This is a genomic window from Zestomonas insulae, from assembly GCF_016901015.1.
Lineage (GTDB): Bacteria > Pseudomonadota > Gammaproteobacteria > Pseudomonadales > Pseudomonadaceae > Aquipseudomonas > Aquipseudomonas insulae.
Genome location: NZ_JAFEUP010000003.1, coordinates 319,393 through 339,344, shown reverse-complemented (window position 1 = coordinate 339,344; position 19,952 = coordinate 319,393). Strand labels below are relative to the sequence as shown.

14 protein-coding genes and 1 pseudogene are annotated in these 19,952 nt (G+C 66.9%); 1 reads left to right on the top strand and 14 read right to left on the bottom strand.

Translation table 11 applies throughout. The features are described from left to right. Window positions 1-70 precede the first annotated feature (70 nt). A complete protein-coding gene (locus tag JQX08_RS11385) occupies window positions 71-937 on the bottom strand; it encodes an isocitrate lyase/PEP mutase family protein (RefSeq protein WP_205348495.1) in 867 nt (288 codons plus the stop codon). 234 nt (window positions 938-1,171) lie between these two features. Here JQX08_RS11385 and JQX08_RS11380 point away from each other — a divergent pair. Next, window positions 1,172-1,591: pseudogene (locus JQX08_RS11380) on the top strand (YqaA family protein); the annotation flags it as partial. 6 nt (window positions 1,592-1,597) lie between these two features. Here JQX08_RS11380 and JQX08_RS11375 read toward each other — a convergent pair. From JQX08_RS11375 to JQX08_RS11315, 13 genes are all read right to left on the bottom strand, one after another. Continuing rightward, window positions 1,598-1,930, bottom strand: a complete 333-nt coding sequence (locus JQX08_RS11375) for a DUF2388 domain-containing protein (protein WP_205348923.1) — start codon at window positions 1,928-1,930, stop codon at window positions 1,598-1,600. A 143-nt stretch (window positions 1,931-2,073) separates the two neighbouring features. Further along, window positions 2,074-3,207, bottom strand: a complete 1,134-nt coding sequence (locus JQX08_RS11370; protein WP_205348494.1) for an acyl-CoA dehydrogenase family protein — start codon at window positions 3,205-3,207, stop codon at window positions 2,074-2,076. Between the two features lie 10 nt (window positions 3,208-3,217). Then, window positions 3,218-4,411, bottom strand: a complete 1,194-nt coding sequence (locus tag JQX08_RS11365; RefSeq protein WP_205348493.1) for an acyl-CoA dehydrogenase family protein — start codon at window positions 4,409-4,411, stop codon at window positions 3,218-3,220. 101 nt (window positions 4,412-4,512) lie between these two features. Continuing rightward, window positions 4,513-5,598 carry a Zn-dependent alcohol dehydrogenase gene (locus JQX08_RS11360; protein ID WP_205348492.1) on the bottom strand — a complete coding sequence of 362 codons (1,086 nt, stop codon included), beginning with the start codon at window positions 5,596-5,598 and terminating at the stop codon, window positions 4,513-4,515. A gap of 54 nt (window positions 5,599-5,652) precedes the next feature. Further along, the gene (locus JQX08_RS11355; RefSeq protein WP_488169043.1) at window positions 5,653-6,999 is read right to left on the bottom strand and encodes a coniferyl aldehyde dehydrogenase; all 1,347 of its coding nucleotides are present in this window, start codon (window positions 6,997-6,999) and stop codon (window positions 5,653-5,655) included. Window positions 7,000-7,167: 168 nt separating this feature from the next. Then, window positions 7,168-9,669 carry a LuxR C-terminal-related transcriptional regulator gene (locus JQX08_RS22370; RefSeq protein ID WP_205348490.1) on the bottom strand — a complete coding sequence of 834 codons (2,502 nt, stop codon included), beginning with the start codon at window positions 9,667-9,669 and terminating at the stop codon, window positions 7,168-7,170. A gap of 262 nt (window positions 9,670-9,931) precedes the next feature. Next, complete coding sequence (locus JQX08_RS11345; protein ID WP_205348489.1) at window positions 9,932-11,299, bottom strand: DUF1329 domain-containing protein; 1,368 nt, start codon at window positions 11,297-11,299, stop codon at window positions 9,932-9,934. Between the two features lie 27 nt (window positions 11,300-11,326). Further along, complete coding sequence (locus tag JQX08_RS11340) at window positions 11,327-13,231, bottom strand: DUF1302 domain-containing protein (RefSeq protein WP_205348488.1); 1,905 nt, start codon at window positions 13,229-13,231, stop codon at window positions 11,327-11,329. A gap of 564 nt (window positions 13,232-13,795) precedes the next feature. Then, window positions 13,796-14,989 (bottom strand): lipid-transfer protein, encoded by a 1,194-nt coding sequence (locus JQX08_RS11335; protein ID WP_205348487.1) that lies wholly within the window; start codon window positions 14,987-14,989, stop codon window positions 13,796-13,798. Between the two features lie 28 nt (window positions 14,990-15,017). Beyond that, complete coding sequence (locus JQX08_RS11330) at window positions 15,018-16,157, bottom strand: acyl-CoA dehydrogenase family protein (RefSeq protein WP_205348486.1); 1,140 nt, start codon at window positions 16,155-16,157, stop codon at window positions 15,018-15,020. A gap of 140 nt (window positions 16,158-16,297) precedes the next feature. Continuing rightward, window positions 16,298-17,854 (bottom strand): long-chain-fatty-acid--CoA ligase, encoded by a 1,557-nt coding sequence (locus tag JQX08_RS11325; RefSeq protein WP_205348485.1) that lies wholly within the window; start codon window positions 17,852-17,854, stop codon window positions 16,298-16,300. Window positions 17,855-17,933: 79 nt separating this feature from the next. Beyond that, window positions 17,934-18,362 carry a PaaI family thioesterase gene (locus tag JQX08_RS11320; protein ID WP_205348484.1) on the bottom strand — a complete coding sequence of 143 codons (429 nt, stop codon included), beginning with the start codon at window positions 18,360-18,362 and terminating at the stop codon, window positions 17,934-17,936. Then, window positions 18,362-19,918, bottom strand: a complete 1,557-nt coding sequence (locus JQX08_RS11315; protein ID WP_205348483.1) for an acyl-CoA synthetase — start codon at window positions 19,916-19,918, stop codon at window positions 18,362-18,364. Before JQX08_RS11315 ends, JQX08_RS11320 begins: the two co-directional genes overlap by 1 nt. Between the last annotated feature and the right edge of the window lie 34 nt (window positions 19,919-19,952).

Sequence of the window (19,952 nt, the reverse complement as noted above, 5' to 3'; positions counted from 1 at the left end):
CGATGATCGCGAATGAATTCGCTCCTACAGCGCACCGGTAAGCGCGAATTCAATCGCAATGTGCCAATCGCTACTCGCGCACGTCCATGAACTCGCGCGCCCAGGCCTGGTAGTCCTCCGGCTCGGTGTACTTGTGTGCCAGCTCGGAGGCGGAGAGCTCGGTGGCCCCGGCGACCTGGCGCTGCTCGCGCAGGCAGTCGTAGGTGGCCTTGATCGCCGCGAAGTAGGCGGCGTGGCCGTTGACCACGATGCGCACGCCGAGCTCGGCGAGGCGCTGGTTGTCGCGCAGCTTGGGGTTGCCGTAGGTGACCAGCATCAGCGGGATGTGCAGGTCGGCAGTGATCTCCTCGAGGTGCTCGAAGTCACGCACGCCAACCAGGCAGATGCCATCGGCGCCGGCCTCCTGATAGGCCAGCGCGCGCTCGATCACCTGCTCGGTGGTCTGCACGCCGGCATGGCTGCGGGCGATGATCACCAGTTCGGGATCGACCCGCGCCTCCAGCGCCGCGCGGATCTTGCCGACGCCTTCGGCGAGCGGAATCAGGTCGGTGGATTTGCGGCCGAATTGCGCCGGCAGCAGGGTGTCCTCGATGGTCAGCGCCGCCACGCCGGCTCGTTCCAGTTCGACCACCGTGCGCATCACGTTGAGCGCGTTGCCGTAACCATGGTCGGCGTCGGCGATCACCGGCAGGCGCGCCACCCGGCCGATGCGCGTGGCCTGCTCGGCGAACTCGCTGAGGGTGATCAGCGCGAAGTCCGGCGCGGCCAGCACCTGCAGCGAGGCCACCGAGCCGCCGAGGATGCCAACCTCGAAGCCGAGGTCGGCGGCGATGCGCGCGGACATCGGATCGAACACCGAGGCGGTGTGGTAGCAGGCGGGGAATTTCAACAGCGTGCGAAAGGCACGGCGCAGTTCCTGCGGGGCAACTCTGTACATGGCGGGTTCCAGAAGTAACGGCAAAGAAGCGAAATCGACGCGGCTATAGGTCAGATGCTGGCGGCGCGGCCAGGGACACTATCACGGCGAGGTTTCGGCTGGCTTTCAGGCTATTGTCCACAAAAACAACCATCTTGGTATACATAGCCGTGCGAATACCGCCCAGCGTTTTGCCGCGCTTGTCCGCCGCCGGCCGCTCGCCGAGAATTGCCGGCCCCTCTTCGAGCCTTTCCCGTGCTGGCATTCGCCTCGCTGTTCTTCGCCGCCTTCGGCGCCGCCACCCTGCTGCCGCTGCAGTCAGAGGCCGTGCTGGTTGCGCTGCTGCTCGATGGCCGGTATGCCCTGTGGGCGCTGCTGGCGGTGGCCACGGCGGGCAACGTGCTCGGCTCGCTGGTCAACTGGCTGCTCGGCCGCTACCTCGAGCATTATCACGAACGCCGCTGGTTCCCGCTGAATGCCACACAACTGGCCAAGGTCCAGGCGCGCTACCGGCGCTACGGCAGCTGGTCGCTGCTGCTCAGCTGGCTGCCGATTATCGGTGATCCGCTGACCCTGGTGGCCGGGGTGATGCGCGAGCCGCTGTGGCGCTTCCTGCTGCTGGTGACCCTGGCCAAGGGCGGCCGCTACCTGAGCCTGGCCGCGCTGACTCTCGGCCTGGGCCTAGCGCAGGCTGACGATGGCGTAGGCCAGCTCAAGCTGCACCGGCAGCTCGCGGGCCTGGTAGTCGCGCAGTGCACGCTCCAACCGGGCACCACGAATGGCGCCAGCCGAGGCGATAAAGGCGGCGGCATCGTCGCGGGCATCGCGGTAGGCATTCAGGTCACCGGGCTCGCTGCCGGACAGGGTCTGGCTCGACCAGCCGCTGGCCAGCGTCGGCCCCAGGCTGGTGTACAGCGTGGCTTCGTCGAAGCCATTGCCCTGCCCGTTCAGCGCGACCGCCGGGCAGGCACTGAACAGCAGCGGAACCAGCAGCAGGTGACGCGTAGGCAGCATCGGCGAACTTCCGTGTCGGGGCCGCCAGCGCGGCCGGGCTGAAAAATCAGACGACGACTAAACCCGCTTCTCACCCACGATGCAACCCTGGCGCCGCAGGCAAGAAAAAGCCCGCTCGGAAGCGGGCTTTGGCATTTCCGCGATCAGGCGCTGCGCATCAGCGCGCTGAAGGCGCGCAGGTGATGGTCGTCGTCGCCGAACTGGCGGGCGACCATCAGCAGGTGCTTGGCGTGGTGCGACAGCACGTACTCCCAGGTCAGGCCAATGCCACCGTGCAGCTGGATGCCCTGATCGGCGATGAAGCGCGCCGCGCGGCTGACGATGTACTTGGCCGCCGCAAGGGTGCGGCTGCGCTCGTCGCTGTCCGGCGCGTCGGCCACGCAGGCGGCGAGGATCGCCATCGAAGTGGCCTGATCCAGCTCGATGCGCATGTCGACCATGCGGTGCTGCAGGGCCTGGAAGCGACCGATCACCTGACCGAACTGCTGCCGGGTCTTCAGGTAGTCGAGGGTCAGCTGGCACGCCGCTTCCATGCTGCCGACCGCTTCGGCGCACTGCGCGGCAATCGCCCGGCCCTGCTGGTAGCGCAGCGCGGCCAGCGCCTGACCCGCTTCGCCGAGCAGCGTGGCGCTGGCGTTGTCGAGGTACAGCTCGCAGGCCTTGCGACCGTCCACGGTCGGCAACGCGCGACGGGTCACCCCGGCGCTGCGCGGGTCGACCAGGAACAGGCTGATGCCCGCCTCGTCACGCGATTCGCCGCTGGTGCGCGCCGAGACCAGCAGCAGATCGGCGCTGTGCCCGGCCACTACCACCGCCTTGCGACCAGTCAGCTGCCAGCCACCATCGACGGCCGCCGCGCGGGTCTGCACGTCGTGCAGCTGGTAGTGGCTCTGCGGCTCGTCGAGGGCCACGGCCAGTTGCAGCTGGGCACTGGCCACCTGCGGCAACAGTTCGCTTTTCTGCGCAGCGCTGCCCAGCTGGTTGAGCAGCCCGCCGGCGAAGATCACCGAGTGCAGGTAGGGCTCCAGGCACAGGCCACGGCCCAGTTCGGTGGCGATCAGCATCGTGTCCACACCACTGCCGCCGAAGCCGCCGAATTCCTCGGCGAACGGCACCGAGGTCAGCCCCAGCTCGCCGAGCTGCGCCCAGAATTCCGCGCTGAAACCCGCTTCGCTCTTGAGGAACGCCTCGCGCTGCTCGAAGCCGTAGGCGTCACGCACCAGGCGCGCCGCGGTGTCCTGCAGCATCTGCTGCTCTTCTGTCAGTTTGAAGTCCATGATCCGCCCCTTACAGCTCGAGAATCATCTTGGCGATGATGTTCTTCTGGATTTCATTGGAACCGCCGTAGACCGAGGCCTTGCGCATATCCAGGTACTGGTAGCTGGCGGCGCTGCTGTACTCGTCGTGCAGCAGCTCTTCGTGGCCATAGCCCAGTTCCTCTTCGAGGAACGGCAGCGAGTAGCGGCCCACCGCCTTGCTGATCAGGTAGGTGATCTGCTGGCGCAGCTCGGTGCCCTTGATCTTCAGGATCGAGCTTTCCGCGCCCGGCACGCCACCATCGCGGGCCGCCGCCAGGGTGCGCAGGTTGCTCATCTCGGCGGCCATCAGCTGCATTTCCACATCGGCGATCTGCGCGCGGAACAGCGGGTCGTCGAGCAGCGGCTGGCCGTCGCGCAATTCACGGCTGGCGACCAGTTTCAGCTTGGCGAGCAGCGCCTTGGTCTGGCCGATGCCGGCGATACTGGTGCGCTCGTGGGTGAGCAGGTACTTGGCGCAGGTCCAGCCCTTGTTCTCCTCGCCGACCAGGTTCTCCACCGGCACGCGCACGTTGTCGAAGAACACTTCGTTGACTTCGTGTTCACCGTCCAGGGTGATGATCGGCCGCACGGTGATGCCCGGGGTTTTCATGTCGATCAGCAGGAAGCTGATGCCACGCTGCTGCTGGGCCTCGGGATCGGTGCGTACCAGGCAGAACATCCAGTCGGCGTAGTGCGCGTAGGTGGTCCAGATCTTCTGGCCGTTGACCACGTAATGGTCACCGTCGCGCACCGCGCGGGTCTTCAGCGAAGCCAGGTCGGAACCGGCGCCCGGCTCGGAATAGCCCTGGCACCACCAGTCGTCGCTGCTGCGGATGCGCGGCAGGAAGCGCGCTTTCTGCGCCTCGGTGCCGAACTTGATGATCACCGGGGCGACCATCTTCACGCCAAAGGCCACCACACGCGGCGCGCCGGCGGCGAAGCTTTCTTCCTCGAAGATGTGCTTCTGCACGGCCGTCCAGCCGGGACCGCCATGCTCGACCGGCCAGCCGGGAGCCAGCCAGCCGCGCTCATTGAGAATGTGCATCCAGGCGACCTGGTGCTCCTTGCTGAGGCGTTTGCCCTGCAGGATGCGGCTGGAGATTTCCGTCGGCAGCTTGCTGCGCAGGAAGGCGCGCACTTCCTCACGGAACGCGCACTCTTCGGGAGTGAACTGGATGTCCATCGGCTGGAGCCTCGATCTAGGAGCCGGCGATAGCGCCGGCTGGGTTGAGCGAATTCATGCGGGGTGCCGGCGCGCAGCGGGTGCGCGCCGGCCGGCGACCATCACTGGTCGAAGAGGATCACCGAGCGGGCCAGTTCGCCGCGGCGCAGTTCGTCGAAGGCGTCGTTGATCTGCTCCAGCTTGATGCGCTGGGAGATCATGTCGTCGAGCTTGAGGCGACCCTGCATGTAGAAGTCGACCAAGCGCGGCATGTCCACCGGGAAGCGGTTGGAGCCCATCAGCGAGCCCTGCAGGCGACGCTCGTGCAGCAGCTGCATCGGGTCGATTTCCAGCTTCAGGCCCGGCTTGAGCATGCCGATCACCGTCGCGGTGCCGCCACGGGCGAGCATGGCGAAGGCCTGTTCGCAGGTCTGCTTGAGGCCGATGCACTCGAACGAGTGGTGCACGCCGCCCTTGGTCAGTTCCAGCACCTGTTTGACCGCGGTGCCGTCTTTGGCGTTGACCACGTCGGTGGCGCCGAACTGCTTGGCCAGTTCCAGCTTGGAATCGAGCATGTCGATGGCGATGATCCGTCCGGCCCCGGCCAGCGCCGCGCCATTGATCGCCGCCAGGCCGATGCCGCCGCAACCGATCACTGCCACGGTCTCGCCGGGACGCACCTTGGCGGTGTTGAATACCGCGCCGGTGCCGGTGGTGACTGCGCAGCCGAGCAGCGCGGCGCGGTCCATCGGCATGTCGCGACGGATCGCCACGCAGGCGTTCTCGTGGACCAGCATCTGCTCGGCGAAGGCCGACAGGTTGACGAACTGCGGCATCGGCTTCTGCACGTAGGTCAGGCGCGATTCTTCATCCGCGCCGCGCTTGGTTTCCGGCGACACGCAACGCGCCAGGTGGCCGGTGACGCAATGGTCGCAGTGACCGCAGAACACGGTCAGGCAGGTGACTACGTGATCGCCCGGCTTGACCGTGCGCACTTCCGAACCGACCTGTTCGACGATGCCGGCGGCCTCGTGGCCGAGCACCAGCGGGCCCGGGTACGGATAGGAGCCGTCGATCACATGCAGGTCGGAGTGGCACACGCCCACCGCCACGGTACGGATCAGCACTTCGCGCGGACCCGGCTTGCTGATGCCGACTTCTTCGATGGCCAGGGGTTCGCCGACTTTGTGGAATACAGCTGCTTTCATGGTTGCCTCTCGCTAGGGTGCGAAACGGCCCGAGCAGGCTCGGGCCCGGTTCAATTACTTGCCGGCGCGGAACACCGCTTTGGCGTGGCTGAAGGTGCGGAAGCCATCGATGCCGTGGTAGTTGCCCATGCCGCTGGCGCCGACGCCGCCGAACGGCAGGCTCTCGATGGCGGCGTGGCTCATCACGCCGTTGAGGGTCACGCCGCCCGAGGTGGTGCGCTTGAGCACCAGCGCCTCTTCGGCGGCATCGCTGCCGAACCAGTACAGGGCAAGCGGCCGCGGCCGCGCGTTGATGAACGCCAGCACCTCGGCGAAGTCCTTGTAGGGTTTGATCGGCAGCAGCGGGCCGAAGATCTCGTCCTGCATCACCTGCAGCTGATCGCCGGGATTGCGCAGCAGGGTCGGCACGATCTTGTGGTGCGCCTGGCAGAGGTCTTCGCCGGCCGGATTCAGCTCGATCAGCTCGACACCGGCGGCGCGCGCTTCGTCGAGGTAGCCGAGCAGTCGCTGATGGTGGCGGCTGTTGATCAGCGAGGTGTACTCGGGGTTGTCCTTGAGGGTCGGGAACATCTTCGCCACCACCGCCTTGGCCACCGCGATGAACGCCTCAACCGATTCCTCGGGGACGAACACGTAGTCCGGCGCCACGCACAGCTGGCCGGCGTTGAGCAGCTTGCCGACCACGATCTTGCTCGCCGCGGCCTGGAAATCGGCGGAGCGGGAGATGATGGTCGGCGACTTGCCGCCCAGCTCGAGGGTGACCGGCACCAGGTTCTCGGCGGCGGCGCGCAGCACGTGTTTACCGATGCTGGTCGCACCGGTGAACAGCAGGTGGTCGAATGGCAGCGAGCAGAACGCCTGGCCGACATCCGCGCCACCGGTGACCACCGCGACTTCGTCCTCGCCGTACACCGAGGCGATCAGCTTGGCGATCAGCGCCGAGGTGTGCGGGTTGAATTCCGACGGTTTGATCATCACCCGGTTGCCGGCGGCCAGCGCGCCCGCCAGGCCCTTGAAGACCATGTTGCCGGGCACGTTCCAGGCGGTGACGATGCCGACCACGCCGAGCGGCTGGTACTCCACCCAGCCTTCGCCGGCCTCAGTGTGGCGCGCCTCGGGCTGCATCCACTGGGCCAGTTCGGCCTGGGTCTGCTTGAGGCTGGCCAGCGGCGACAGCACTTCGCTGCCGCGCGAGAACAGCGCGCTCCGGTGACCGAAATCGGCGCTCAGCGCCTCGATCAGCGCCTGCTCATGTTCCACCAGCAGGCCGATAGCGCGGCCGATCAGCTCGATGCGCTGCTCGGCGCTCCAGGGGTCGCTCGCCAGGCTCGCGGCGCGCTGCTTGTCCAGGATCACGCGAAGCCCGGCCGTACTCAGATTCTCGGTAGCGCTCATCACAATCTCTTCTTGTGGCTTAGCGGAAAGACGGTTGCCGGTGCTGCAGCGAGCTCAGGGCGCAATTCGGCCCGGGGCTGGGTGCGCGGCAGTCCGGCAAGCAACCACTGCATGATTGAGCATTGCCGGTTGCCGCTTCGCCACCCGCATCAGGTGGCTGCGCGCGGCGTGGGGTCAGCCGAGCAGGCCCATGCTCTTGGCGTGCATGATGGCCTGGGTGCGCCGTGTGGTACCGAGCTTGGTGTTGATGTTCTTGGCGTGGGATTTCACCGTGTTCACCGAGATGAACAGGCTGTCGCCGACCTCCTGGTTGGACAGCCCCTCGGCCAGCAGCTTGAGCACCGACAGCTCGCGCGGAGTCAGGTCGTCCTGGTAGTAGCCACCCTTGGCCACCGCCGGCGGCGCAGGCGCGGCCTCGTCGGCGGCAGCCCGCTCGACCGCCAACAGCGCGCTTGGATCAGCCGCGCCGCGGGGCGCGAGTCGGCCGCCGAGCTGCGCCAACAACTGCTGCACCTCGCCCGCTAGCAGTTCGAACTGCAGCTGCTGGCACTGCTCCAGCAGCGCGGTCAGCCGCCGCCGCGCCGTGCTGCGCTCACCCAAGGCGAGTTCGGCACGCGCGAGGAGCAGCTGATTGCGCTGCAACAGCGACGGCATGGCCAGCGCCGGCAGATGCTGCGGCCAGCCGCGCAGCTCCTCTTCGAGCGCCTTGGCGATCGGCAGCAGCTCGGCCCACAGCCCCTGCCCGGCCAGCACGCGCATGCGCTGCCAGGTGATCGCGTACTGATAGCAGGCGCTGTCGATCTTGCCCCAGTGCATGCGCCGCTCGCCCTCGTGCAGATGCAGCAGGGCCTGCTCCTTCTCGCCGCGCTGCACGGCCAGCTCCGAGAGCAGCAGGTAGCCATGCAGGATGAACGGCGCGGAGCAGTTCTGGACGTGGCGCAGTCCTGTTCGCGCATCGGCCTCGCTGTCGGCGAACGCACCGCTCAGCTGGCGCAGTTCGCTGCGCAGGAACAGCAGGCGGCCCAGCAAGGGGTTCTGCTGACCGCAACTGGCCAGTTCCAGGCGCTGCACATCCTCCTCCACCAGGGTCTCCGCCAGGCGCAGCTCACCCTGCAGGATCATCAGCCGGAAGCGATCGATGTTGATGAGGATTTCACCATCCTGAAAGCCGTGCCGGCGGGTCAGTTCCAGGGCATCCAGCAGGTATTGCTCGGCCTGGGCCAGCTCGCCGCCGGCCATGGCGATTCGCGCCAGCGTCGAGTAGCACAGCAGCATGGCCAGCCAGTCGTGCAGGGCGAACTGGCTCAGCGCCGCCAGACAATGCCGGCGCGCCGCCTGGGCATTGCCCAGTAGGCCTTCGCGGGCGCCCTCCAGGGCTTGCCAGGTGGCCAGCAGGCGGGTGTTGCGCAGCGGCTCCGGCTGCGGCAGGAAATGCGCCAGGCGCTGCAGGCAGGCCTGCGCCTCCTCCAGCCGCCCGCTGAACAGCAGCGCGCGGGCACAAAGGTTCACCAGCCGCGGCGTGCTTTCCAGCAGTTGCGGTGGCACCCGTTCGCGCCAGCCGAGCAGCTGGGTGAGATGGCGGTCCGAGAGCAGCCAGGTGCGCTGCAGCTGCTCCATGTAGTTGGCGGCGACTTCCGGCTGCTCGGCCCCCAGCGCCTGGTCGATTGCCTCGTTCAGGTGCCCGCTGCGGCTCAGCAGCTGGCAGGAACGCAGGCGCAGGCGATTGACTTGTGCAGCGCTCAGATGATCCTGCAGCGCGCAGGCCACGGCCGGCAGCAGGCGATACCAGCGGCCCTGGCGATCGACCGGGACCAGGAACAGATGCTGGCGCACCAGGCGCTTGAACAGGCGACTGCCATCCAGCTCGTCCCACAGTTGCGCACACAGCTCGGCCGAGGCCCTGGGCAGGTGGGCCAGCCCGAACAACATCTCGCGCTCGGCGTCGCCCAGGCGGGCCAGCACCTCATGCTCGAGGTACTCGCGCAGCCACAGCAGTGGCGTGGCTACGTGGTCCGCGGGCAGCAGCAGGCGAATGCCGGCGCACCAGCCTTGCGTCTGCTGCCACAGCTGCTCGCGCGCCGTGGTCTCGAGGTGCTGCGCCAGCAGGCCAAGCAGCGCCTCGAACTCATCGTGGGTAAAGGACAGCTGGCCACAGTCCAGCTCCATCAACTCGCCGCGCAGCATCAGGCGCGGCAGGTTCCAGCGCGGTCGCTGGCGGCAGGTCACCAGCAGTTGCAGCGGGCTGCTGGGCAGCGCCAGCAGCCGGTCGAACCAGGCATTGGTCTCCGCCGACAGCTCGTTGGGCAGATCGTCGAACACCAGCCACAGCGGTTCCTTGCGGCTCTCGAAATGGCTGAGCAGTGCAGCGGACGCGCCGTCCATTGGGTGCTCGAGGTCCAGCTCCGCTGCCACCTTGCGGCTCAGCTCATCCAGCGTCAGGCGTTGCCCGGCCACGGCAATCCAGACCACGCGCTCGCCCGGGGCAAGCTGGCTGAGGTACTCGCTGGCCAGCACCGACTTGCCGAAACCGGCCGTCCCGCAGAGCAGGCGCAAGCGCGGCGCGCCCTGCTGCAGCGCATGAAGGAGCCGCGGCCGCGACAGGTGCGCCACCGGGAGCGGAGGAATGCACGTGGCATTGCCACGCACCAGCGCAAGCTTGAAACCAAGACCCTGCATGGCGGACCTCGATCAATGGAATCGGACAACCAGAGAACCGGGCCTCGCGGCTCCGGATGCGCGCCCTGACCAAAGCCAGTAACGAGCCATACCATGTTTGAGGATCAGCCAGATGGGGTCGCCACCCGCATCAGGTGGTGCCAGGAGCCGGCCGGGTCGACGGGGTGCGCGCGTGGCGCGGATTGAGCAGGGGTGGAGCGGATGCAGCGGTGAACAGCCCACGACCCTGCAGGCAGGGTCGTGGGTGGTTCGGTACGAGGGCTTAGCGAACGCCGGCGTTGCGCAGGGCTGCCGGGGTGAATTCGTTCATGCTCACTTCGGCGCCGTACTGCGCGCCTTGTTTGGCCTCGTTGCTCAGGTTGCTGACCAGGTAGCGGCCGGCGATCAGGTCGTACATGCCGATGGCCGCGTAGTTGGACAGGCCTTGCTGGTAGTCGTTGATCGCATAGCCTTCACCGACCCGCCACAGCTGGCCGCGACCGTCGTAGTGATCGACTTCCAGGGCTTCCCAGCTGTCCTCGTCGAAGTACATGTCGCGCTTGGCGTAGATGTGCCGCTGGCCCGGTTTCAGGGTGGCGACCACGTGCCAGACACGGTGCAGCTCGTAACGGGTGAGGTCCTGGTTGATGTGCCCCGGACGGATGATGTCGTCGTACTTCAACTTCGGCGAGGCCAGCTTGTAGTTGTTGTACGGGACGTACATCTCCTGCTTGCCGACCAGTTTCCAGTCGTAGCGATCCGGCGCGCCGTTGAACAGGTCGGCGTTGTCGGAGGTGCGCAGACCGTCGGCCGCGGTACCCGGACCGTCGTAGGCGACCTGCGGGGCACGTCGCACGCGACGCTGACCGGAGTTGTAGATCCACGCCATGCGCGGCTCGTTGACCTGGTCGATGGTCTCGTGCGCCAGCAGCACGTTACCCGCCATGCGCGCCGGACCGGTCACCCGCTGCTTGTAGTAGTACAGCACGTTGGAGCTGCGCTCCTTGTCGCTGCCCTTGACGAAGCGCGGGAAGCCGGCGACTTCCTCGAAGGTCACCGCGGTGTACGAACCGTTGGCCTGCGGCGCCGCCTGCGCGGTCTCGCGACGGAAGTTCTGCCCGCGGTAACGGGTGCTGTGGTTGAACACCACCTCGACACCGACCTTGGGGATCGGGAACGGGTAGTAGTGCGCGTCGGAGAAGCTGTTCAGGCCGTTGCCGTCGTTGATCAGCTCAGCGGTCAGCGCGGTCTTCTTCACCTCGTCGTAGATCGACTGCGGCGACGACGCGGTGCGCTGCGACTTGTACACCGGAATCTTGTAGCTGTCCGGGTAGCGCTTGAACATCGCCTGCTGGCCCGGGGTCAGCTTGTCCTTGTACTGCGCCACGTTGGCCGCGGTGATGGTGAACAGCGGCTTGTCGCCCTCGAAGGGGTTGCCCAGGAAGCCGCGCTCCATCGGCGCAGCACCCGGCTTGAGGCCACCGGTCCAGGCCGGGATGCTGCCATCGGCATTGGCTTCCATCTGGCCGCCCAACGGCGTCAGGGTGGTGCCCAACTGTGCCGCTTCCTGCGGGGTGATGGCGGCCATGACTCCGGTAGCCACCAGCGACAGCGCGAGTGCGCCCATTTGCATCATTGTTGTTGTTTTCATGCTCTGTATTCCTCTACCTGACGGCCGTCAGAAGTTCACGCCGAAGCTGAGTGCGACGAAGTCACGATCGGTGTTGGTGTTGAAATCGCCACCGAAGAAATCGGTGTAACTGAGGCTGGCGGTGTAGGTGTTCTTGAAGTCCGCATCCAGGCCGACGCTGACTGCCTTGGCACCCTCCTCGAAGTTCGGACCCCAGCCGTCCACGTCATGCGACCAGGCCACGTTCGGGGTCAGGTTGATGCCGGCGAACACGTTGGTGTAGTTGAGGCTGGCACGGGTGCGATAGCCCCACGAGCTGCTGGTGTAGAAGCCATGGCTGTTGCACTCCTGCGCCGGGTTGCTCGGGCGGGTCACGCCGTTCGGCTCGCCCGGAACCTGACTCAGCGTACCGGCGCAAGTGGCAGGCCCTGCGGCGCCCTGCAGCTCACCGGAACCGAAGGCCGGGCTGCGACCGAAGCGCAGTTCGTCGCCATGCGAGGAGCCCAGGCCGTTGATGTGGTTGTAACCCACCTCGCCGACCACGGTCAGACGCTCGGCACCGAGCACTTGATCGAAGAACTGCGTAGCGGTCATCTGCGCCTGGAACACCGGCATGCGCTTGTAGCCGTTGACGGTCTTGCCCAGGCCCGCAGCAGGGTTACCGCTGGCGAAACCGGTACGGACCAGCGGCGAGGTCGCGCCGAAGGTCGCCGAGGACAGCAGGTCCGGGGTGCTGAACTGCAGCGGCATGTTCGGCCGATAGCTGATCTCACCACCCAGCGAGGTGCCGCCGGCGTTGGTCTGGAAGCTCAAGCCGTACAGGCGGATGTCTTCCGGGAAGTCGACGAAGTAACGCACGCTGCGTGCCGAGGTGATGCCACCGGCGGTGCTGGTCATCTGCTTGACGCTGAGGTACGGGCTGCGGCTGTGGTAGTTCATCGCGTAAGCGCCGAACTCGGTATCGTTCAGCTCTGGCGCGAACCAGCGCAGGGCCACACCGTACTGACCGCCATCGCGCGCTTCGTTGTCCTTCAGACGCGGGATGTAGGCGTCGTCGGTGCCGGACAGCGGGTTGGCGCCACCACCGAGTGCCGCTGGCAACGTCGAGCCCAGCACCGTTGCGGCGTTACCGCCGATGTTGGCAGCTTCGCCCGGCGGCAGGTCGAGGCCGGCGACCACCAGGCGATCGTTGCAGCCCTTCGGCAAGCCATCGTTGCCGAAGAAGGTGCCGCAGTTATCAACCACCGATTTTTCCCACTCGATCTGATAGAAGGCCTCGGCGTTGAGGTTCTCGGTCAGGCCCTGGGACAGATAGAACATGTTGACCGGGATCAGGCCTTCCTTGACCTCGGCACCCGGACGGCGCAGCGCCGCGACGTCAACCGGGTTGATGCTGTTGATCGAGTTGCCGATGAAGGTGCTCTCACCCCAGCTGACCACCTGCTTGCCCACACGCACGTTGCCCGGCAGGTCGCCGAGGTTGTAGTTGTGGTAGACGAAGGTGTCGAGGAACATCGCGCCCGACGACTTCGCCGCACGCTCGCGACCGCTGTCATCGATGTCGTAATACAGACGGTGCTCGTCCTTCAGTTCGAAGTCGTACCAGTACTTGCCGCGGATGAAGGCACCGCTGTCACCGTACTTCAGTTCGAGATCGTGCACGCCCTTGAAGATCTTCGAGAAGGTCTCGCCTTTCTTGAAGTTCAGACGGTTGTCATCGGTGGTGCGCGAAGACGACTCGCCGCGCTTGCCCATGTCGTTGAAGTTGGAGATGAACGCAGGGTCCCCACCCCGCACGGCCCAGCTGGCACCCACCGACAGCGACGAGTCCAGCTGCCCCTCGATCTCCCCGATATTGAAGTTAACGGCATAAGCCTGAGCGCTTACACCCAAGGCGACGGCAGCGGCCAGCAGGTGTGGCCGGAAGACTCCGCGCATTGTAGTTGTTGTCATGCGGTGCTCCAGTTACGGATGAATATGGAAGGGCCATGCTAGCCACCGACCCCGGGGCTCTTAACACCCTAAGAGGTGATTTCGCGGCGCTTTAAATCGGGCGTTTCTGCCGCTTTTTCGCGGTTATCGTCACCCCCGCGACACCCTCGCCCAAACCGTTGCGCGGAGAACGTTACCGAGGGTGACAGGCGCCTTTCGCCGCCCCCAGCAAGTGAGCAGCAAGACCCCGCTGACCCGACGCAAATCGTCGACGCGAATGACCGGCACGCGGTGTGCGCGGCGCTGTTCGGATGTGCCGCGAATCAGCTCAATCGACAGGCGCGCAGGCACGCTTGCCGCTGTACGAAATGCGGTAACGCAATGAGTGGGAGAAGCGCCTCGCGCCGGTCGGACTGAGCCGCTGAGCAAGAGGAATAGCGAGGGGGGCGGCAGTGGGTGAAGCAGGCGGGAAGGACAGCTGAAGCGGGTGGCGAGCTAGCGCCGAGGGGAGGTAACGCAGCGCTCGGCCGCAGGCATTCGAGCAGGCAAAAAAGTGGGCGCGCCGCGAACGGCGCGCCCGCTCACTCAGTTGCCCCCGTACAGGGTGACCACGCAGGCGCCACCCAGACCCAGGTTGTGCGCCAGCGCCAGGCGCGCGCCTTCGACCTGGGTGGTGTCGGCAGTGCCGCGAATCTGCCGGGTCAGCTCGTAGCATTGCGCCAGGCCGGTGGCGCCCAGCGGATGGCCCTTGGACAACAGGCCACCGGACGGGCCGATGACGATCTTGCCGCCATAGGTGTTGTCGCCGTCACGGACGAACTGCTCGGCGCCACCTTCCGGGCAGAAGCCCAGCGACTCGTAGCAGATCACTTCGTTCTGCGCGAAGCAGTCGTGCAGCTCGCAGACGTCGATGTCCTGCGGGCCGACGCCGGCCTTTTCGTAGACCTGCGCCACGGCCGCCTGGGTCATGTGCGTGCCGACCCAGTCGAGCATCGACGGCTTCTCGAAGTTGAACGACTCCGGCGTATCGGTAGTCAGCGCCTGGGCGAGGATCTGCACGTCGCTGCGCAGGCCGTGCTTCTTGGCGAAGCGCTCGGAGACCAGGATGGCCGCGGCGCCGCCGCAGGTCGGCGGGCAGGCCATCAGACGGGTCATCACGCCCGGCAGGATCACCGCATCGTTCATCACCTCTTCGGTGCTCAGCACCTTGCGGAACAGCGCCAGCGGGTTGTTCGCCGCATGACGACTGGCCTTGGCGCGCACCGCGGCGAAGGTTTCCATGCTGCAACCGTACTTGGCCATGTACTCGCGGCCCGCGCCGCCGAAGGTGCGGATGGCTTGCGGCATGTCGCCCATGTCGGCGGTCAGGCCGCGCAGGATCGGCAGGAAGCGTTCGCGGGTCGGCGGACGGTCATCCCAGTGCGACTTCAGCGCGCCGGCCTGCATCTGCTCGAAGCCGACTGCCAGCACGCAATCGGCGGCACCGGTCTCGATGGCTCGACGCGCGAGGTACAGCGCGGTGGAGCCGGTCGAGCAGTTGTTGTTGACGTTGACCACTGGGATGCCGGTCATGCCGACTTCGTAGAGCACGGTCTGGCCGCAGGTGGAGTCGCCGTAGACGTAGCCGGCGTAAGCTTCCTGGACCAGCTCGTAGCCGATGCCGGCATCGGCGAGAGCGCGGCGGATCGCCTCGGAGCCCATCTGCACGTAGGTGCCGCTGGCGCTCGGCTTGTTGAACGGGATCATGCCGACCCCGGCTACCAGTACTTTTTCGCTCATCTTGTCACCTGCACGGATTGGAAAAGGATCACAGCTGGCGCGCGATCAGTTCGCGCAGCACTTCGCTGGTGCCGCCGAAGATGCGCGTCACGCGCATGTCGACGAAGGCGCGGGCGATCGGGTACTCGAGCATGTAGCCGTAGCCGCCGTGCAGCTGGACCATGTCGTCGATGCACTTCCACAGCGTCTCGGTGGCGAACAGCTTGGCGATCGCCGCTTCCTGCGAGGTGAGGCGGCGGCGCATGTGTTCGCCGAGGTAGTAGTCGACCGTCAGGCGCACTGCGGTGGCCTGCGCCTTGATGTCGGCGAGCTTGAACTTGGTGTTCTGGAAGTCCCAGACGGTCTGGTTGAACGCCTTGCGATCCTTGACGTATTCGGTGGTCAGCTCGAGCAGGCGCTCCAGTTTGGCGGCGCAGTAGGTGGCGATCACCAGGCGTTCCTGCGGCAGCTCTTCCATCAGGTGCATGAAGCCCTTGTTCTCTTCGCCGAGCAGGTTGCCGACCGGCACACGCACGTTGTCGAAGAACAGCTCGGAGGTGTCGGCGGCCGGTTGGCCGACCTTCTGCAGCTTGCGACCGCGGCGGAAACCTTCGCGGTCGCCCTCGACCATGATCAGGCTGCAGCCCTTGGCGCCCGCGCTCGGGTCGGTCTTGCAGACCACCACGACCATGTCCGAATGGATGCCGTTGCTGATGAAGGTCTTGCTGCCGTTGATCACCCACTCGTCGCCGTCACGCACGGCGGTGGTGCGGATCGCCTTCAGGTCGGAACCGGTGCCCGGCTCGGTCATCGCCACGGCGAGCAGGGTCTCGCCGGCGCAGATTTTCGGCAGCCACTTCTGCTTCTGCTCTTCGGTGCCGAGCCGCACGATGTAGGGCGCGACGATGTCCGAGTGCACGCCCAGGCTCCAGCCGGAAATACCGGCACGGTGCAGTTCCTCGATCAGTACCGCGGAATGGCCGAAGTCGCCGCCACCGCCGCCGTATTCGGTCGGCACGGTCAGGCACAGCAGGCCTTCGCGGCCGGCCTTCAGCCAGGTCTCGCGGTCGACGTGACCGGCCTCGTCCCACTGCGCCTGGCGCGGTACGCACTCGCGCTCGAAAAAGCGCCGCGCCGTCTCGCGCAGCATTTCATGGTCGTCACGGTAGACGGTGCGTTGGATATGCATCGGGTTCTCCAAATCGGTCTTGAACAGCGGCGCACCGTGCCAGGCAGGCACACGCCAGGTTGTGCATCGAATGGTGTGGCGCGCCGCGCCTGGCAACTTCCCCCCACGTCGGGTGGCGCGTCTGCCAGGCGCCGACGGGCTCAGTTCACCGCGCGCTGACGGCCGGCCCAGAACGGTTCGCGCAGGTCTTTTTTGAGGATCTTGCCGGCGCCGGACAGCGGCAGTTCGCTGCGGAACTCCACGCTCTTCGGGCACTTGTAGCCGGCGATGAATTCGCGGCAATGCGCACGCACCTCGGCCTCGCTGAGCGCCACCCCCGGCTTGCGCACCACCACCGCGTGCACCGCCTCGCCCCACTGCTCGTGCGGCACGCCGATCACCGCGCACAGGGCCACCGCCGGGTGGCGGGCGATGACGTTCTCGACCTCGGCCGAGTAGATGTTCTCGCCGCCGCTGACGATCATGTCCTTGAGCCGGTCGACGATGAACAGGTAGCCGTCGTCGTCCATGTAGGCGCCGTCGCCGGTGTACAGCCAGCCGTCGCGCAGCGCCTTGGCGCTTTCCTCCGGCTTGTTCCAGTAGCCCTGCATCACGTTCGGCCCACGCACGATGACTTCACCCACCGCGCCGCGCGGCACCTCCAGGCCCTGCTCGTCGACCACCTTGACCAGCACACCGAAACCGCCGCGGCCCACCGAGCGCGAACGCCCGCTGCGCCGCGCCGCCTCGGTGTGCCCGTCGGGCAGGTTGCTGGACACCGTCGGACAGGCCTCGGTGAGTCCGTAGGAGTGGCTGAGCTCAATGCCCGGCAGCGCGGCGATGACCTGCTCGACCATCGCCCCTGCGCTCGGCGAGGCGCCGTAGGTCAGGCGCTTGAGGCTGCTCAGGTCGTAGTCGGCGAAGCGCGGATGGGCCAGCACGCCGAGGATCATGGTCGGCACCAGCAGGGTCTCGGTGACCCGCTCGCGCTCGATGATGCGCAGCACCTCCTCGGCCTCGAAGGTCGGCAGCAGCGCGTGGCATTCGCCGGCGAAGAACTGGATCAGCGCGCGCGCCAGACCGGCGACGTGGAACAGCGGCGCGACCTGCAGCAGCACCCCGCCGGGGATCGGCGGCATGTCCATGGTGCGCGGCATGCACGCCGCCCAGAGGTTCTGGTGCGACTGCATGACGCCCTTGGGAAAGCCGGTGGTGCCGCCGGTGTACATGATGCAGGCGAGGTCGTCGTAACCGCGCCCGGCATCGGCCACTGGCGTCGCCTCGGCGATCAGCTGCTCGTAGGACAACAGGCCGACCGGCGCCGGCCCTTCGCCGGCGTAGACGAACAACGGCGCGCGTTTGGCCCGCGCGCGCAGCTCCTCGACCAGCGGCAGGAACTGCTCGTCGACCAGCAGGATGCGCGTGTCGCAGTCGTCCAGCGAGTAGACGATCTCCGCCGCGCTCCAGCGGGTGTTGACCGGGTTGAGCACGCCGCCGCCCCACCACACGCCCATCATGTACTCGAGGTAACGGTCGGAGTTCAGCGCGAGCATGCCGACGCGGTCGCCGGCGGCCATGCCCAGCCCCTGCAGCGCCCCGGCCAGGCGCGTGACCCGCGCGCCGAACTGGCGGTAAGTGTGGCGGCGCGTGCCGAAGAGGGTGACCAGTTTGTCCGGGGTCTGCTGCAGCGAGCGCTGCAGGCATTGGGTCAGGTGCATAGGGGCTCCGTTGTTCTTGTTGTCGGATCAGCGCCCGCGCCGGCCCCGGGCGCACGCCCGGCAACGCCGGCCAGGCAAATTACGCGGCGGGCTGCGGTGCGCTTTTCCAGCGGGTGAAGATGCCGTTGGCGCGCAGCACCAGCCGCTCGCCGACCTTGAGCCGGCAGCTGGCGTTGATGAAGCTGCCGCCGACCTTGTCCACCTCAACGTGCGCTTCGAGCCAGTCGCCGGCGCGCACCGCGCCGAGGTAGTCAACATTGAGGTTGACCGTGATCGGCGGCGTCGCGCCGCCCAGCTGGCGCCACAGCACCGCACCGAACGCGCAGTCGGCGAGGGTCGCCAGCAGGCCGCCGTGAGCGATCTGCACCGAGTTGAGGGGCTCCGCGCCGACGCGCATGGCGAGGATCGGCAACTGCTCGTGGAGCAGGAATCCGCCGCAGCCGTGCACAAAGGCGGCGCGCGTCTGCAGTGGCGCGAATCCCGCCGGCAGCGGCGCCACCGCGCCCATCAGTTGACGCTCCGCGCCTTGCCCGCCCAGTAGGGCTCGCGCAGGTCTTTCTTGAGTATCTTGCCGGCACCGGACAGCGGCAGTTCGTTGCGGAACTCCACGCTCTTCGGGCACTTGTAGCCGGCGATCGACGCGCGGCAATGCGCACGCACCTGGTCGTCGCTGAGCTCGACGCCGGGCTTGCACACCACCACGGCGTGCACCGCCTCGCCCCACTGCTCGTGGGGAATGCCGATCACCGCGCACATCACCACACCCGGGTGGCGGGCGATGACGTTCTCGACCTCGGCCGAGTAAACGTTCTCACCACCGCTGACGATCATGTCCTTGAGGCGGTCGACGATGTAGATGTAGCCGTCGTCGTCCATGTAGGCGCCGTCGCCGGTGTACAGCCAGCCATCGCGCAGCGCCTTGGCGGTTTCTTCCGGCTTGTTCCAGTAGCCCTGCATGATGTTCGGCCCGCGCACGATGATCTCGCCAACCACGCCACGCGGCACTTCCGCGCCCGCCTCGTCGACGATCTTGACGTTGACGCCATAGCCGCCGCGCCCCACCGACCGCGACAAGCCGCTCTTGCGCGCCGCCTCTCCGTGGTTTTCCGGCGGGTTGGTGGAGACGATCGGGCAGGCCTCGGTCAGCCCGTAGCCGTGCACCAGTTCGAGCGCCGGCAGCTTGCCGAGCACCTGTTCGATCATCTCGCCGGCAGTCGGCGAAGCGCCGTAGGTCAGGCGCTGCAAGGTGCTCAGGTCGTACTGGTCGAAGCTCGGCTCGGCGAGCATGGCGAGGATCATGGTCGGCACCAGGCAGGTGTCGGTGATCGCCTCGCGCTGGATGGTCGCCAGCACCGCGGCCGGCTCGAAGGCCGGCACGATCACGTGCGAGCCGCCGGCGATGAAGTTGCACAGCACCCGCGCCAGGCCGGCGCAGTGGAACAGCGGCATGACGTGCATGTCGCGGTTGTTCGGCGGCGGCCCCAGCTCGGCCATGCGCTGCACGCAGGCCGACCACAGGTTGAGGTGCGACTGCATCACGCCCTTGGGGAAGCCGGTAGTACCACCGGTATACATCACGCAGGCGAGGTCGTGGCCGCCGCGGCCGGCATCGGCCACCGGGGCGCTGGCGGCAAGCAGCTGCTCGTAGCACAGCAGGCCCTCGGGCGCGACACGTTCGCCGGCGTAGATGATGATCGGCGTGCGCTTGGCAGTGGCGCGGATGCCCTCGACCATCGGCAGGAAGTAGTCGTCGACCAGCAGGATGCCGGTGTCGCAGTCGTCCAGCGAATAGACGATCTCAGGCACCGCCCAGCGGGTGTTGACCGGATTGAGCACGCCGCCGCCCCACCAGGTGCCCTGCATGTATTCCAGGTAGCGGTCGGAGTTCAGCGCCAGCATGCTCACCCGATCGCCGGGCTGCATGCCCAGGCTGCGCAGAGCACCGGCGAGGCGCGCGACGCGCTCGGCGAACTCGCGGAAGGTGCGCCGCCGCTCGCCGAAGACGGTGACGATCTGGTCCGGGGTCTGCTGCAGCGAGCGCTGCAGGCCTTGAGTCAGGTACATAGCAAACTTCCTATAGCTCGTTTTTATTCGGGAG